Origin of the sequence: Pseudobacter ginsenosidimutans, from assembly GCF_007970185.1 — a bacterium.
GTDB classification, from domain to species: Bacteria; Bacteroidota; Bacteroidia; order Chitinophagales; family Chitinophagaceae; genus Pseudobacter; species Pseudobacter ginsenosidimutans.
In genome coordinates, this window is the sequence record NZ_CP042431.1 from 4,993,428 (window position 1) to 5,009,836 (window position 16,409).

The window sequence follows — 16,409 nt, forward strand, 5'->3', positions numbered from 1 at the left end:
GTTGCATTACATTTTCACATTACCCCGCTGATAGCTCTGGTTAATAGCCCGATAGCAATTATTAACCTTTTAAAACAATCCTGCTTATGTATCAAATCTACAAGCGAGGGTTTGCTTTTGCATTGCTGTTAATGATCTCTTCCATGTGCTCTGCGCAATCGATCACTCCGTCAACATTCAATATTGCGGGTGGATCTTTTCAGAACGCAGATTCTTACTACCAGTTCGAATGGAGCCTGGGTGAGCTTTCATTGATCAGTGATTTCGCAAAGCCTGACAGTTCCCTTGTAATGACCCATGGTGTTTTGCAACCCTGCACAGACAAAGTGGGTAAATCTCCGCTGATCGTCTTTTTCGAAGTAGGCGATTACAAACTCTTTCCCAATCCAACAAAAGGACAATTTGAAGTGGACTTCTTTGTGCGGCAGACGGGCCGTATGGAGATCAACCTCACCGATGCTTCCGGAAAGATCCTGGAAAATCGCACCTACGCTTATGATGGCTGTTGCCGCATAGAGCGCTTCGATCTTACTCCTTATCAGAATGGTGTGTATTTCGTGATCGCTACTTTATATCCTGATTACACAAGGCCCGGCGATAACCTCAATGTGGTGCGCCGCAGCGGATTCAGGGTAGTGAAGAATGCTCACCGTTTCTGATGCATTATGCTCCAATAATGCAAATCCATACATGATTGATCAATAACCTATCAACAAAGCAGCAACTATGAAACAATTTTTACTGGCATTTACAGCTCTGTTCCTGATAGCAACAGGGAGTTTTGCACAGGCGCCCGGTCTCATCAATTACCAGGGCGTGGCAAGGAATGCGGTCGGTAATGTACTGGCCAATGTCAAGATCACACTTCGTTTATCCATTCGCGATAATTCGGCCGCAGGTCCGGTCGTTTATTCTGAAACGCGCTCACTCACTACCAATACAGTGGGTCTTTTCAACGTACAAATGGGAAGCCCCGGGGCCACCAATGTTTCCGGTACAATAGCCGGAGTGAATTGGGCTACCGGTTCAAAATATATCCAGGTGGAGATCGATCCGGCCGGAGGTAATGCATTCACTACTATCGGTACCTCTCAGCTGGCATCAGTTCCTTATGCGCTTACTGCCGGCAGTGGTTCTCCTGTTGGTCCCGCCGGTGGCGCACTTACGGGTACATATCCCAATCCTCAACTGGCAGCCGGCGCAGTGAACACGAATTCGATCACTAATGGAAGTATTACCTTAAATAAACTTGCAGCAGGTGTTATCCCAACTTCTCTGCCTCCAAATGGGGCAGCAGGCGGAGCGCTCACAGGTAGTTATCCCAATCCCATGCTGGGCGTTAATTCAGTCAATACCATTCAACTGGTAGATGGATCTGTTACACAAGCCAAACTGGGGCCTGGTGTTGTATTGCCTCCAGGTGGTGCAGCAGGCGGTGCATTAACAGGCACCTATCCCAATCCCGGCATTGCGGCTAACGCTGTTACCTCCACGCAGATTGCTGATAATGCAGTGACCAATTCAAAAATTGCGAATGGCGCTGTAGGCACAACAAAGATTGCCGATGGAAGTGTTAGCAATCCCAAACTGGCTGATAATTCAGTTGGTACCAATAAAATCCTTGATGCGAATGTTACAACACCCAAGCTGGCCGATGGTTCTGTGACCCTCGCGAAGATCGCACCAGGCGTGATCCCTGCAGGATTACCACCTACGGGTGCTGCCGGTGGTTCGCTGGCTGGTACTTATCCCAATCCAACCATTGCAGCCAATGCTGTTACAACCGCCGAGCTCATGGATGGTGCCGTTGTTGCGGCCAAGCTGGCTGATGGCAGCGTAGTAACCATCAAACTCGCGGATGCTGCTGTAACTACCAATAAGATCGCCGATGCAAATGTGACCACTCCCAAGCTCGCAGACGGATCTGTGACGCTTGCCAAGATAGCTCCTGGTGTGATCCCCGCAGGATTACCGCCAACAGGCCCTGCCGGTGGCGATCTCAGCGGCAGTTATCCCAACCCGTTAGTAGCACAATTGCAGGGAAGGCCTGTCAGCAATGTGGCGCCTGCGGTTAACCAGTTCCTTCGCTGGAATGGTGCAGCATGGGCTCCTGCTGCCGGTGGTGGAGGTGGTAGCCTTTCATTACCCTATGCTGCACTTGAAAATGATCCCAATACCTTATTCTCTATCACCAATGATGGAGATGGCACATCTGTGGAAGGTGTCAATAATACAACTACTTCAAGCATTGCAGCGGTACGCGGTATTGTAAGCAGTACATCTCCAGGTGGATTTTCTTCCGGTGTTCGAGGTGTGAACAACGGAACAGGTGGTCTTGGTGTTGGTGTGTGGGGAAGCCAGAATGGCTCCGGTTGGGGCGTGTATGGCGTAACGCCAAACGGCCTTGGTGTATATGGTAATTCATCTGCCAATGGTTACGGTGTGTATGCAAACAGTAATACCGGAACTGGTCTGCAGGCTACAAGCAATAATGGTATTCCTGCCAGCATTGATATCTTCAACAACGCCAACAACAATAGTGCTCTGGTGGTAAATTCCGTAGGTAACGGAACTGTTGTGAATGTAACCACTACCGGAAATGGAGCTGGTGTACGCGCAATCACCAATGCAGGCTTTGCCTTGCATGGTATTACCAGCGCAGTCTCTTCTGCTGGTGTAATAGGTGATAACAACGGAGGTGGTGAAGCTGTAGTGGGCAGAACTACCAGCGATATCGCAGGTGCAGTGGTGGGAAGGAACGATGGTGGTGGTTATGGTGTGAGAGGTTTTATCGCAACAAACACTGCCAGTACCGCAGTTGGCGTACTGGGCCAGGTTGGTCTTAACAACAGTACCGGCAGGGCAGGACGCTTTGAGAATTTCAATCAATCAAATACCGAAGCCAATATACTTGAAGTTGCATCCAATAGTAATGGTAATATTCCCGATAATACATTGGGTAATGCCTCATCCTTCTTTCTGGATAACACAAATAGTGTAGGCGCTGCCGTTAGAGCGGAAGTGAATACCATCTTCGGGAATTTCGGTGCTGCAGGTGTGTTCGGAATATCTTCCGGAACAGGTGGTCGGGCAGGGCTGTTCTATGCTTCCAATCCATCGGGTAATGGGGCATCTTTGATTGCTCTTACTGATGGAAATGGTAATGCCATCACTGCCAATGCAGGAAAAGATGGTAATGGCGTTGAAACAAATATCGATGGCGCAGGTACTGCCTTGTATGCCTGGGTGCCTACTTTTTCTGAAGGCCGGGCAGGCAGGTTCGAGATCTACAATGAAGACAATGACAATGAAGTAATCACTGTAAAAACTGTAGGCAATGGTACTGCGGGTAATTTCATGGTAGACCGTACTACAGGCACTTCTCCGGCTGTGATGGGAGAGGTCAATTCTATGTTTGCCAACTTTGGAACAGCTGGCATTTACGGTCGCTCATCAGGTACCGGTGGCTATGCAGGATTGTTCTATTCCTCCAATCCAGGAGGTAACGGTCCGGCTATACTGGCGCTGACAGAAGGCAGCGGTAATGGTATTACTGCCAATGCGGGAGGAACTGGTGATGGCGTAGAAGCATCCTGTGATGGGACAGGCAATGCCATTTCAGGTTTCATACCTAATTTCGGAACAGGTAAGGCAGGCAGGTTTGCCAATTTCAATAACGCCAACGGTCAACCGGTAGTACACGTATCCACTACGGGTACCGGTTCTACGCTGCTTGTTAACCATCAGGGACCATCTGGCAATATTGCCGTATACCAAAGCAATTCAGTGAACGTAGCACGTATCAACAAAGCGGGAAGGGGATTCTTCAATGGCGGTACGCAGAATAGTGGCGCCGACGTAGCGGAATCCTTTGCTGTTACCGGATCTGCCGCTGCTTATGAAGCAGGGGATGTATTGGTGATTGCCACAGATGCCGATCGTACGGTTGAAAAATCAAGCACTCCCTATTCTACACTGGTAGCAGGTGTATATGCTACCAAACCTGGTGTGCTGCTCACCGAAAAAGAGATCGATGAAGACCTTTCCGGCGAAGTTCCGATGGGTGTTATCGGTGTGATTCCCACCAAGGTTTGCCTGGAAGGCGGCGCTATCAAACGCGGCGATCTGCTGGTTACTTCCTCTATTGCAGGTGTAGCCATGAAGGCTGATCCTGATAAGGTGAAAGTAGGGCAGGTGATCGGGAAAGCATTACAGGACTACAATGCCGAAGGAACAGGCAAGATCAAAGTGCTGGTAAGTATTAAATAACTGAATTAAACAAAATATATGAGAAGAACATTTTTGATCCTGTGCATCCTCGCCCTGGTAGTTGCCTGCAACAACCTGATGGCGCAGGACGACAAAACATCATACGACAGGAGCCGGAAGATTTCCGATCAGTTGAAGAATGGAACTGCACCCGGGATGAAATTCGGTCCAACAAGTAAAAAGAAAGTGAGTCTGAAAGAACCGACTGCCGCCGAAAAATCTGCACGGTTCGGTCAGCAACTGAAGAGCGGTACGTTGCCCAACACCAATGCAAGAGGGGGAGGCGGAAGCGGAACCGTATCCCGTCCCCTCAATACCAATGCGAGAAGAAGCAGTGCAGGAACATCCAAACTGCCCAGTGAATCTGTTGCCGGTACTGAAGTAAAAAAATCTCCTCCAACTATTCAGGCGCCTAAACTGGATCAGGGTGGTGTGAAAGAAGAGTTGACCGTACCTGTGCACGTGAATCCAAAGACTACTGCGCCTTCCAAACCAACCGGCGCTACTGAAAGAAAGAAAACACCCGGAAAGGAATAAGGATACATAAGCAGAAAGAAACGATCCGCAATGCGAAATACATTCATTACCATGATGTATATGCGCATTGCGGATCGTGTGTTTAATAAATCTTGTTATTTGCTGCTATATCAATAGCCAACTGTAAAACGTTTGCGGGAGAACTGTTGTTTCTCTACTTCATCTATCACGGCCATACAGAGATCTTCCACACTGATGATGCTGTGTTTCTCATTGTTGAATACAGGCTGGTCTGTACCGGTTCTGTACTGTCCCGTGCGACCGATCTTTAGGGTGTGGTTCATTTCGATAGCCGGACTCAGGAATGTCCAGTCCAGATCATTTTCCTTCTTCAGCTCATTCAGGAAATCCCTTGCTGCTGTGGCGCCGCCTTTGTAAGCGTCGGGGAAACCGGGACTGTCAACCAGCTGCAATCCTGGTTTGATCTCCAGGCTGCCTGCGCCACCGATCACGATGATGCGTGGTACACCTGCTTCTTTGGTGGCCTCCAGAATAGACCTGGACCCTTGCATGAAATCCGCATAGATATTGGGATTGGTCCAGCCACTATTGTAAGCGCTGATCACCACATCGCTTCCTGCCAGCAGGGGAGCGAGTGCAGCTTCGTCCATTACATCACAACCTTTGATGGTGAGATGGGGATGATGTAGTTTGATCTTTTCCGGGTTTCGTACGATGGCCGTTACTTTATGGCCACGGTCCAGGGCCTCCTGCAATAAATGACTGCCAACAAAACCTGATGCGCCGATGATCGCAAGTTTCATATCAAATATGTTTAAACGTTAGGAATAGCCGGGACTGACAGGGGAAGGGAAGAGGAGATAAAGTTGAGGAATTTTGAGGAAACTGGTTGAAAATAATTGGCGGGGCATAGAAGTACGAACAAATAGCAGTCACTCGCCGGGAGGCGAGCGACTGCCATACTCTGTTTATCCTTAACTGAACAGGAACTGGATATCATCCTCCGTGAGTGCTTTTACAAAGCCTTCGTCTTCCGATACCAGGTCTTCCGCCAGTTGTTTTTTACGTTGCTGCAGTTGAATGATCTTTTCTTCGATCGTGTCTTTACAGATCATTTTGTAAGCGAAGATGTTCTTCGTTTGCCCGATACGGTGAGTTCGGTCGATGGCCTGTTGCTGCACGGCTGTATTCCACCAGGGGTCTACCAGGAATACATAACTGGCAGCCGTGAGGTTCAGACCGGCATTGCCTGCTTTCAGGCTGATGAGGAAAACGTTGGTGGTATTGCCTTCTGTCTGGAATGCTTCCACCATCTCCGCTCTTTTGGCGGGCGGAGTGGACCCATCGAAATGGAAGAAGTTGATGCCCTTTTCACGGCAGGCTTCAGCCAGGAGATCCAGCATGCTGGTGAATTGAGAGAATACCAGCACCTTCTGGTCTTTCAGGTTATTGCTGAGCTCATCCATCAGCATTTCCGTTTTCACTGCATCAGTGCAGGTGCGGTCTTCCGATGGCAGAAGAAGCGGTGAGTTGCAAAGCTGCCGCAGTTTAAGCATGCCCTGCAATACGGCGAGCTTGCTTTTGTTGAGGCCTTCGCTTTGGATATTGAGGAAGAGACTGCTGCGGATATTGTCGCGGATACTGTCGTACAGCGCTTTTTGTGCAGTGCCCATTTCGCACCACATCACTATTTCCGTTTTTTCCGGGAGGTCTTTGGCCACCTGGTTCTTTGTTCTGCGAAGTATGAAGGGCGCAGTGAGTTTTTGCAGTCCCTGGATCTTTCCCTCATCATGAAAACGATCGATGGGATCTGCGTATTCGCGCTTGAAGAATTCCCGGCTGCCGAAGATGCCAGGCAGGAGGAAATCGAGCTGCGCATAGAGATCGAATGTATTGTTCATCACCGGTGTGCCGCTCAAAGCGATGCGGGATGCGCATTGCAGCCTGGCCACCGCTTTGGTGATCTGTGCGGCGGGGTTCTTGATATTATGACTTTCGTCCAGCACCACCACGCCGAACTGTTTATTGCCGAGATGATCGATATCTGAACGGATAGTGCCATAACTGGTGATCACCACCTGGCTTTGCGCGTTCTGAAGAGTACTGATGTCGCGGTCGCTGCCATGATACACCCAGGTGCTGATACCCGGCGCAAATTTCAGCAGCTCCGATTGCCAGTTATAGATCAGTGATGAAGGTGCGATAATGATATGCACTGCTTCGGGATTCACCTGCAACTGATGTGCAAGGAAGCAGATGGTCTGAAGCGTTTTACCAAGACCCATATCATCTGCAAGACAAGCCCCGGCACCTGCTTCTGCCAGCAATTGCATCCATTCGAAACCTTTCTGCTGATAAGGGCGGAGTGTGGCGTTCACGGCAGCGGGAACGGGATAGAGCGTGGAATCGGGTTCCTGCCATTTGACCCAGCGTTGCCGCCAGCCATCTGCCAGCACGGGTTTGAGGGCCTGCACCGTTTCGCCATTGCGTTGCTCGCCGAAGGCCATCCATTTGCTGACCTTCATTTCCTTCTTGTTCAGTTTTCCATGTTTGAAGATGGCGCCGAACTGCTGCAGCCATTCATCATCCAGGATTCCGAAGGAGCCGTCTTTCAGCATGATGGTGCGCTGACCGGCCAGTAATATTTTCTGTAATTCTTCCAGCGGGATCGCTTCATCGCCGAAAGACACTTTCACTTCCATGATCAGGAAATGTTCTTCTTCGCGCAGCACATTCATCAGGGTTTCCGGCTTATGCTGCGAGTAACGGAAATGCTGGAGCATATCCATTCCCGTTAGCTCGATATTGAGCTCGAGTAATTTATGATAGGCTTTCAGGAACCATTGCTTTTTCTGAGCTTCCGCAAAAGCGAGATAGAAGTAACCATTCATCTGTTTGCTGAACAGCGGGTGCATGCTTTCCAGTAATTGCGTGAACTGTGTTTCCGCTTCCTTGTTGCGGTTGATGCGGTACACTTCACCATGACGGTTGAATTCCACACTTTCTTTGAATGGTCCCTCAATGAGGAAACCATCATAGAGCCATTGCGGCGTGAGCATGAGAAAGGCATTGCTGAGCTCGCTGAGCATCACACGGTTCACGGGTGCCACATCGATGGCCTTCTGTTCGAACAGCTCATTCCGGTTAACCGGATAATCCTCCTCCAGCTTGCCAAGTATCTCGCGCGCCAGGCCCTGCGGGTCTTTACTATATTGTGATGGCTTTTGTTGTTCCAGCCATTCGAGCGTTTGAAAATCCTTGTAGGCGAGCAGGTAGTATTCGTTACGGCTTTCCAGCAAAAAGTGGAATCTTGTAAATTCCTGGAGAGGGTAGGCCTGGTTATTCAGTACGATGGTGGTGCGCAATTCCAATCCTGCCGGCTCTTTCACCACTTCAAACTGCAGTTGTGGTTTGTACACGCTGAATACACAGGGGCCTGTGCGGTAGTTCCCTTTTTCTGTTTTCACTTTATGGAACCATTTACTCAGGATGGCGAATGGCTTCAGTGTTTCCAGGGTGCCATGCAGCTCGCGGAGCATCGCATTGCGGTAGAAAGGTTCGTAAGCGATGCCGGCACGCTTGATGGTATAGCGTTGTTTCACCTGCCCGATAGTGGCATTGATATTCGCTTTGGAGAACTGCTGCAGGAGCTCACGCGCAGGTTTCGGCAATTGATCATAGTTCACCTTCAGTTCTGTGGCATCCAGTTCCTTGTTGATGAAGGTAGTGCCCTTGGCATTCTTCACTATGTGGAGGCTTTCCAGCACCTGGTGGTCTTCCAGCATTCTTTGAGGACATAATAACAGAACGGTCTTCAGCTCATCTTTCATTGCCATAGATAAAATCCGGACTTTTGGCCGCGAACATACAAATTTTTTCAGGAGCGATATTAAAAGTGAATGATCATTCACTTATCTTTGCCTCCTTATGCGGACCCGCGACGAAAATAAAGTACTTGCCATCAGGGAAAAGGCCATAGACCTGATGGTGGAGGAAGGTCTTGAAGGCTTCAGTATCCAGAAGCTGGCAAAGGCTGCGGGGGTCTCGCCTGCCACGATCTATATCTATTACAAAGACAGGGAAGACCTGATCATCCAGTTGAGTATCGAACTTACCAATACATTACTGGAATACAGTTTGCGTGATTTTGATCCGGCGATGAGTTTTTCGGATGGATTGAAGCTGCAGTGGAAGAACCGGGTGGCGCATTTCATGAAATTTCCCAAGCATGTGGAATTCATCGAGCATATCCGGTATTCTCCTTTGTACGAGCAGGTGCGTGCGCATATGATAGTTCAGTTCGGTGAAGCGATGGGGGCTTTCGTGCACAACGCCATCCGCAACAAACAATTGAATAAGCTGCCATTTGAAGTGTACTGGGCTGTGGCTTTTGCGCCTTTGTACCAACTGATGAAATTCCATTCCCAGGGCAGAAGCCATAAAAGTGAACATTTCGCCCTGAATAACAAACTCCTGATGCAAACCTGCGAACTGGTGATCAAAGGCCTTACACCATAGCAGTTATTTGCATTAACCACTACAATATATGACAACCATTGCCTCTTCAGAACAGAAGAAAGTTTTCAGTTCGTACCAGGTTTTCATGATTGCGATACTGGCCATCCTCCAGTTCACGATCATCGTTGACTTTATGGTACTAAGTCCGCTCGGCGCCATTCTGATGCCGAAGCTGGGGCTCACCACAAAGCAGTTTGGACTTGTGGTATCGGGCTATGCCATCAGTGCCGGTATTTCCGGGATCCTGGCAGCAGGCTTTGCAGACAAATTCGACAGAAAAAAAATGCTGGTGTTCTTTTACACCGGTTTTATCATCGGTACACTCTTATGTGCGCTTTCCCCCAATTTTGAATTCCTGCTGATGGCGCGGATCGTTACAGGATTGTTTGGCGGCGTGATCGGCTCTGTCAGCTTTGCCATCGTTACGGATATCTTCGCAGTGAATGTTAGGGGCAGAGTGATGGGCTTTGTGCAGATGGCATTATCGGCAAGCCAGGTAATGGGCGTGCCGATCGGATTGTACCTGGCCACGCATCTCAGCTGGCATGCGCCTTTCTGGATGCTGGTGATCCTTTGTTCCATCGTGCTGGTGCTGATCATTCGTTTTATGCAGCCTGTTACCGGGCACCTGGTGGCAAAGCATACAAGTAATCCTTTCAAACACCTGATGGCAACGGTTTCCAACAGGCAGTACCTGCTGGCTTTCGCCACAACAACACTGCTGGCAACAGGAGGTTTTATGCTGATGCCATTCAGCGCGGCATTCAGCAAAGGTAACCTCGGGCTGAGTCTTGATCAGATTACGCTGCTTTACATGGTTACCGGCGCTTGCAGTATGGTGATCGGTCCCTTTGTAGGAAAGGTGAGTGATAAGATCGGCAAGTATCCCATTTTCGTGATCGGTTCTTTCCTGACCATTACGATGGTGCTGATCTATTGCAACCTGGGCATTACACCACTGGGCTACCTGATGATCATCAATGTTGTGATGTTCACCGGAATCACTTCGCGCATGATCGCCAGCTCAGCTTTGCTGACAGTTGTTCCCGATATGCAGGACAGGGGCGCTTTCATGAGCATCAACTCTTCCGTGCAGCAGATCTCAGGTGGCATCGGTGCTTTCATTGCAGGGCTGATAGTGGTGGAAACGCCAACGCATAAGATCCTCCACTATGATACGCTTGGATATGTAGTGGTCTGCACCAGTCTGATCACAATCGGTATGATGTTCCTCCTGAACAGGATGGTCAAACGTATTATGGAAAGCAGGGCGATAGCGAAATAAGATCATTGATCTTTTGGATTGAACGCCGCCAGGATGCATGCCAGGCGGCGTTCCGTTCTTATTTGTGTCAGGCGGCAAAAAGTTTTTGCCCGTTATTTAATAACTTCCCTTTCCAAATTCAACCAATTCATGAGAACGAATGGCTTATTCCTGCCCCTGCTGATCCTTTGCTGCATTGGCTTCAGTACTATCCAGGCGCAAAATCTTTACATGCCTGCGGATATCCGCAAGGCATACGAAAAAGGCACCCGCTCCAAAGATGGTATGCCCGGAAAAAATTACTGGCAGAACAAAGCGCGATACAATATCGAGATCATCGCCAATCCTCCTGACAGGAATATCAGAGGTTCGGAAGAGATCGTATACATCAATAGCAGTCCGGATACCATCCGTAAACCCGAGCTCAAGATCTTTGTCAATTCCCACAGGCCAACCGTGCCGCGTGAAAAGGATTACTCGCCGGACTACAATACCACCGGTGTGAAGATCGAATCACTGCTGATCAACGGGAAGCCCTATACAGGCTCGCTGGAAAGCCTTGAATATACTTCCAACTCACTCAACCTGGCAACGCCTTTGATGCCCGGGGATTCAATGCGATTATCGATCAAATGGCAATATCCCTTTCCGTGCAGAGCGACAGGGAAGGAGCCATCGATCCAACCACTTTCTTCCTCGCTTATTTCTATCCGCGTATCGCCGTATATGATGATTACAATGGATGGGACAGACAGGACTTCACAGAAGGACATGAATTCTATAGCGATTTCAACGACTATACCGTCACCGTAAAAGTGCCGAAGAACTTTGTAGTATGGGGAACAGGTACATTGCATCAACCCGAAACACTGTTGCAGGAGCGCTTTGCAGACCGGTACAAAAGATCCATGACCAGCGATGAAGTAATCCGCATTGCATCGAAAGATGAAATGGCCGGCAAAAAAGTGACGGCGCAAAATGAACAGAACAGCTGGCGCTTCACAGCAACCGCCATTCCCGATATGACATTTGCCATCAGCGATCATTACACATGGGATGCATCCAGTGTGATAGTGGACCCGCTCACGCAACGCAGGGCCAGTGTACAGGCCGCTTTTAATGATACAGCTGCGGATTATCATCATATGGTGCGATTTGCTGGCGATGCATTGAAATGGTTCTCCAACAACTGGCCTGGCATTCCTTATCCCTACGAGAAAATGACCGTGTTCCAGGGATATGCCGGTATGGAGTACCCGATGATGGCGAATGATGAAACCTACGAGGATACTGTGTTTTCCCGCCTGGTGGCCGCGCATGAGATCGCGCATACCTGGATGCCTTTCTACATGGGCATCAATGAAACCCGGTTCGGGTTCATGGACGAAGGATGGGCTACCTTGTTCGAATATCTTTCCGGTCCTCCTTTCTATGGACAGGAGATGGCCGATGAATTGTTCAAAGGATTCCGTGTGACGGGCTGGACAAAGGACCGCTCCGGCGATATGGATATCCCCATCATCACACCAGGCACTTCGCTCACGGGCAAAGCACTTGGCAATAACCAATACGGCAAGGCCGCACTGGCCTATCTCGCCCTGAAAGATCTCCTCGGCGATGCGCAATTCAGAAAATGCCTGCATGCTTACATGGATCGCTGGCATGGCAAACATCCCATCCCCTGGGATTTCTTCTACACTTTCAATAATGTGAATGAAAAGAGCCTCGACTGGTTCTGGCAGAACTGGTTCTTCTCCACCAATTATATGGACCTGGAGCTGACACAGGTGATCAGGAAACCCAAAGGATCGGAAGTGCATATCAGCAATCCCGGCGGAATGGCCATTCCATTCGATTTGATCGTTACTTATGTGGATGGCAGCGTTGAAAAACGACACCTCACGCCGGCGATCTGGGAAGCAGATAATAAGCGGATAGTCCTCACCGTTAACAACAAGAAAGCCGTGAAGTCGGCCCTGATCGACGGCGGCGTTTTCCTGGATGCCAATCCGGCCAATAATAGTTACACAGCTCAATAACTCCCAACATGATCATCCTGATACAATGCAGAGACCAGGTAGGACTGGTGGCCGCCATTTCCGGCGTGCTGGCTGCGGAACAATTGAATATCGTGTCGCTGCGCGAGCATGTAGACAAGCAGGCGAATCTTTTTTTCATGCGCGTGGTGGCAGAGCAGGAGCGGGAAGTGGAAGGACTGGAGCAGCAATTGCTGAGAGTGCTTCCGTCAGATGCTGTAGTAAAAGTGAATCCCCAGCCCGAAAAGAAGATCGTGGTGCTGGTAACGAAGGAATACCATTGCCTGGCAGATATCCTGATCCGTGATTATTTTCAGTCGTTAGGTGCGCAGGTGCAGGCCGTGATCGGACATTACGATACACTGGAGGATATCTGCCGCCGTTTCGATATCCCTTATCATAAGATCGAGGCGCCTTCTTCTGCGCGGGTGCTCTTTGAACAGCAGCTGGAAGATCTCGTTGAGCAATATGCGCCGGATTATATTGTGCTGGCCAAATTCATGCGGATCTTATCGCCGGAGTTCGTAGCAAAATATCCGATGCGCATCATCAATATCCATCATTCCTTCTTACCTGCATTTGCCGGAGCGCATCCCTACAAGCAGGCATTTGAGCGGGGCGTGAAGCTGATCGGCGCAACAGCTCATTTTGTAACTGATCAGTTGGATGAAGGACCGATCGTATCACAGCAGATCATTCCCGTGAATCATTCCGCCACTACAGCTGATATGGTGAAGGCAGGGAAAGAGATCGAGACTGCAGTGCTGGCGCGGGGCTTGAGACTGGTGCTGGAAGACAGGGTATTTGTATATGGAAATAAAACCGTGGTATTCGATTAACCGTAACCGATGGCATTCAAATTGAACAATTGGGGAAAAGCGATCTTGGTCTTCTTGTGCCTGGTAGCTTCCATAGTGGGCTTCATGATCAAACTCCCTTCGGTTTTCAGGCATCACGACAAATTCCTGCACGCCGCTTTCTACTTTCTCGCTGCTGCATTCCTGAATATCCTCTTCACCAACAGGAAGCTGTTCCGGCATATCCTGATCTTTTTGATACTGTACCTGTTCAGCATCTCCATCGAATATGCACAGGAATACTCCAATAAATTCTTTCGCGTTAAGATTCATGGACGCTATGATCCTGAAGATGTGAAATATAATCTCATGGGATTGGTGGCATTCTCTGCCATCTGGCTGCTGTACTGGCTTGTATCGATGGCTATGAAAAGAGATGCTAAAGATACCTGATCGGAGTTTTGGCTTCATTGTTCTGCCATTTGGTTAGTTCTGTTTTTCGTTTGTAGTTGAATTTTGTATCAATAAAAACAAACGAAAAATGAAAATCGTATTGACAGGTTCCCTGGGAAATATCGGCAGGCCCCTTACAGAAAATTTAGTGAAAAATGGATTCGATGTAACTGTGATCAGCAGTAATCCTGAACGACAGCAAACCATTGAATCAATAGGCGCCAAAGCAGCCATCGGCAGTATCTATGATGCTGGCTTTTTGACTGAAGCGTTCAAAGGTGCAGGTATCGTTTATCTGATGGAAACGATGGAAGCTGCCGGGGATATGTTCGATCCGGAACTGGATTTCGTTTCTTCCATTGTTCGCGTTGGCGAAAACTACAAAGAGGCAATTGAAGCATCCGGTGTGAAGCAGGTGATCCACCTGAGCAGTATCGGGGCACATATGGAGAAAGGGAACGGCATTCTCGTTTTCCATTATCTGGTGGAACAGCTCTTGCGTCAGCTTCCTGATGATATAACTATCAAGTTCATGCGCCCTGTAGGGTTTTATATCAACCTGTTCTCCTTTGTGAATTCGATCAAGGAGAAGCGAGCCATCTTTTCAAATTATGGCGGTAACAAAAAAGAGCCCTGGGTATCGCCACTGGATATTGCTGATGTGATCGCAGAAGAAGCAGGGAAACCTTTCTCAGGCAGAACGGTTAGGTATATCGCGAGTGATGAAGTGAGTCCTGATATGATCGCCAAAGCGCTGGGAGAAGCTATTGGAATGCCAGAGCTGCAGTGGAAGGTGATCCCTGATGAAGAGCTGCTGAAGAGTTGGATCAATATCGGCTTCAATGTGCAGGTGGCAAAAGGCTTCATTGAAATGCAGGCTGCCCAGCGCAGCGGGGTGTTGTATGAAGATTATTACCGCAATCAACCCGTATTGGGGAAGGTGAAGCTGGCTGATTTCGCCAAAGAGTTTGCAAACGTATATTCAGGCTCGCATTGACACAGCTTTGCGCGGATTAGTTCGTAATTTCAACCACCAATTGAAACCCATGGCAAACCTGCAAACAAAAAGGATCAAAACCATCACCGGGTTCCATCAGCTCAGGGGATTGCCAAAACCTGAACATCCATTGATCAGTATCGTGGATTACAGTTCCATCAAACGAAGTGCCGATATAAGTGAAGTGAATTGGGTGTTGGATTTTTATATGATCTCGGTGAAGAAGGGATTGCAGGCCAAAATTAAATACGGCCAGCAGGAATACGATTTTGATGAAGGCGTGATGTTCTTCATGGCTCCCAACCAGGTCTTCAGGATCGAAGTTGAACCGGTGCAAACAAGTAAGCGTTCCGGGTGGATGTTGCTCATCCATCCGGATTTCTTATGGAACAGTGCATTGGCAAAGCATATCGGGCAGTTTGAGTTTTTCGATTACGCGGTGAATGAGGCTTTGTTCCTTTCCGATAAAGAAGAAAAGACCTTGAATGGTGTATTGCAGCATATAAAAGAGGAATATCATTCCAATATCGATAGGTTCAGCCAAAACATCATTGTCTCTCACCTGGAAGTGCTGTTGAATTATTCGGAGCGTTATTATAACCGGCAATTCATCACGAGAAAGATCGCAAACCATACTATTTTGACGCGGATGGAAGCTGTGCTGAACGATTGGTTTGGAAAAGAAGATCTGTTGACGAAAGGTTTGCCAACTGTTCAGGATCTCTCGGCTGCTCTGAATGTGTCGCCTAAATATTTAAGCAGTTTGTTGAAAGTGTTGACCGGTCAAACGGCGCAGCAGCATATTCACGACAAGCTGATCGGCAAAGCGAAAGAGAAATTATCTACTACAGATCTGTCGGTAAGTGAGATCGCGTATGAGCTTGGATTTGAACATCCTCAATCCTTCAGCAAGTTTTTTAAATTGAAAACTAAATTGTCGCCGCAGGAATTCAGGAAATCCTTTCACTCAAACTGATAAAAGGCATCAAAAACATAAACCAAAAGCAATCGAATGAGAAATCTGATTTACGCAATCAACCTGACTTTAGATGGATGCTGCGATCACACTAAAGGGATGGCGGATGAAGAGATTCATAACTATTTCACTGAGCTCATGGATGAGACAGATCTGTTTGTGTATGGCCGCAAGACCTATGAATTGATGGTTCCTTTCTGGCCGGATATGGCAAAGAGTCTGTCTGGTCCAACAAAAGCCATGAACGATTTTGCGGTGAAATTTGATGCGGTGGACAAGCTGGTGTTTTCAAAAACATTAACCAATGTAACAGATAGTAAATCGAGGGTGGTTGGAACAGACATCAAAGAAGAAATACTGAAACTGAAACAACAACCAGGCAAGGCAATGATGACCGGCGGCGTTTCTATTCCTACTCAACTGATTGAACTGGGACTGGTGGATGAGTTTATTTTCGTGATACAGCCGGTTGTGGCAGGAGAGGGAAGGAGATTGCTGGATCATGCAAAACTACAGGAGCAATTACAGTTGAAACCGGTTGGGTCGAAGCTGTTCAGGAGTGGAGGTGTTGCGCTAAGGTATCTGAAGTAGGCATAGTAAT

General features: G+C 48.4%; 14 protein-coding genes. 12 read left to right on the forward strand and 2 right to left on the reverse strand.

What is annotated here, in order from left to right; all coding sequences use genetic code 11:
• The first annotated feature begins 86 nt into the window (after nucleotides 1-86).
• From FSB84_RS19635 to FSB84_RS19645, 3 genes are all read left to right on the forward strand, one after another.
• Nucleotides 87-659, forward strand: coding sequence for a T9SS type A sorting domain-containing protein (locus FSB84_RS19635; RefSeq protein ID WP_130539587.1), 573 nt, complete (start codon nucleotides 87-89; stop codon nucleotides 657-659).
• 67 nt (nucleotides 660-726) lie between these two features.
• A complete protein-coding gene (locus FSB84_RS31165) occupies nucleotides 727-4,269 on the forward strand; it encodes a beta strand repeat-containing protein (RefSeq protein ID WP_207234191.1) in 3,543 nt (1,180 codons plus the stop codon).
• 18 nt (nucleotides 4,270-4,287) lie between these two features.
• Nucleotides 4,288-4,806 (forward strand): hypothetical protein, encoded by a 519-nt coding sequence (locus FSB84_RS19645; RefSeq protein ID WP_130539588.1) that lies wholly within the window; start codon nucleotides 4,288-4,290, stop codon nucleotides 4,804-4,806.
• Nucleotides 4,807-4,916: 110 nt separating this feature from the next.
• Here the strand turns inward: FSB84_RS19645 and FSB84_RS19650 are convergent, their stop codons facing one another.
• Both FSB84_RS19650 and FSB84_RS19655 read right to left on the reverse strand, forming a co-directional pair.
• The gene (locus tag FSB84_RS19650; protein WP_130539589.1) at nucleotides 4,917-5,570 is read right to left on the reverse strand and encodes an NAD(P)-dependent oxidoreductase; all 654 of its coding nucleotides are present in this window, start codon (nucleotides 5,568-5,570) and stop codon (nucleotides 4,917-4,919) included.
• Between the two features lie 171 nt (nucleotides 5,571-5,741).
• The gene (locus tag FSB84_RS19655) at nucleotides 5,742-8,603 is read right to left on the reverse strand and encodes a DEAD/DEAH box helicase (RefSeq protein ID WP_130539590.1); all 2,862 of its coding nucleotides are present in this window, start codon (nucleotides 8,601-8,603) and stop codon (nucleotides 5,742-5,744) included.
• Nucleotides 8,604-8,694: 91 nt separating this feature from the next.
• Between FSB84_RS19655 and FSB84_RS19660 the strand changes: the two genes are divergently transcribed.
• The 9 genes from FSB84_RS19660 (at nucleotide 8,695) to FSB84_RS19695 (ending at nucleotide 16,399) form a co-directional block, all read left to right on the forward strand.
• Nucleotides 8,695-9,285 carry a TetR/AcrR family transcriptional regulator gene (locus FSB84_RS19660; protein ID WP_130539591.1) on the forward strand — a complete coding sequence of 197 codons (591 nt, stop codon included), beginning with the start codon at nucleotides 8,695-8,697 and terminating at the stop codon, nucleotides 9,283-9,285.
• Between the two features lie 28 nt (nucleotides 9,286-9,313).
• A complete protein-coding gene (locus tag FSB84_RS19665) occupies nucleotides 9,314-10,570 on the forward strand; it encodes an MFS transporter (RefSeq protein WP_130539592.1) in 1,257 nt (418 codons plus the stop codon).
• Between the two features lie 129 nt (nucleotides 10,571-10,699).
• On the forward strand, nucleotides 10,700-11,362 hold the full coding sequence (locus FSB84_RS31170) for a gluzincin family metallopeptidase (protein WP_225979832.1): 663 nt from the start codon (nucleotides 10,700-10,702) through the stop codon (nucleotides 11,360-11,362).
• A 536-nt stretch (nucleotides 11,363-11,898) separates the two neighbouring features.
• Nucleotides 11,899-12,588 (forward strand): M1 family aminopeptidase, encoded by a 690-nt coding sequence (locus tag FSB84_RS31175; RefSeq protein WP_262713812.1) that lies wholly within the window; start codon nucleotides 11,899-11,901, stop codon nucleotides 12,586-12,588.
• 8 nt (nucleotides 12,589-12,596) lie between these two features.
• A complete protein-coding gene (purU, locus tag FSB84_RS19675) occupies nucleotides 12,597-13,424 on the forward strand; it encodes a formyltetrahydrofolate deformylase (protein WP_192909880.1) in 828 nt (275 codons plus the stop codon).
• Between the two features lie 84 nt (nucleotides 13,425-13,508).
• Entirely contained in the window at nucleotides 13,509-13,835 is a 327-nt protein-coding gene (locus FSB84_RS19680; RefSeq protein ID WP_130539595.1) for a hypothetical protein, read from the forward strand.
• Between the two features lie 88 nt (nucleotides 13,836-13,923).
• Nucleotides 13,924-14,832 carry an NmrA family NAD(P)-binding protein gene (locus FSB84_RS19685; protein ID WP_130539596.1) on the forward strand — a complete coding sequence of 303 codons (909 nt, stop codon included), beginning with the start codon at nucleotides 13,924-13,926 and terminating at the stop codon, nucleotides 14,830-14,832.
• Nucleotides 14,833-14,881: 49 nt separating this feature from the next.
• Nucleotides 14,882-15,808, forward strand: coding sequence for a helix-turn-helix domain-containing protein (locus FSB84_RS19690; protein WP_130539597.1), 927 nt, complete (start codon nucleotides 14,882-14,884; stop codon nucleotides 15,806-15,808).
• A 36-nt stretch (nucleotides 15,809-15,844) separates the two neighbouring features.
• A complete protein-coding gene (locus FSB84_RS19695; protein WP_130539598.1) occupies nucleotides 15,845-16,399 on the forward strand; it encodes a dihydrofolate reductase family protein in 555 nt (184 codons plus the stop codon).
• The last annotated feature ends 10 nt before the right edge of the window (nucleotides 16,400-16,409 follow it).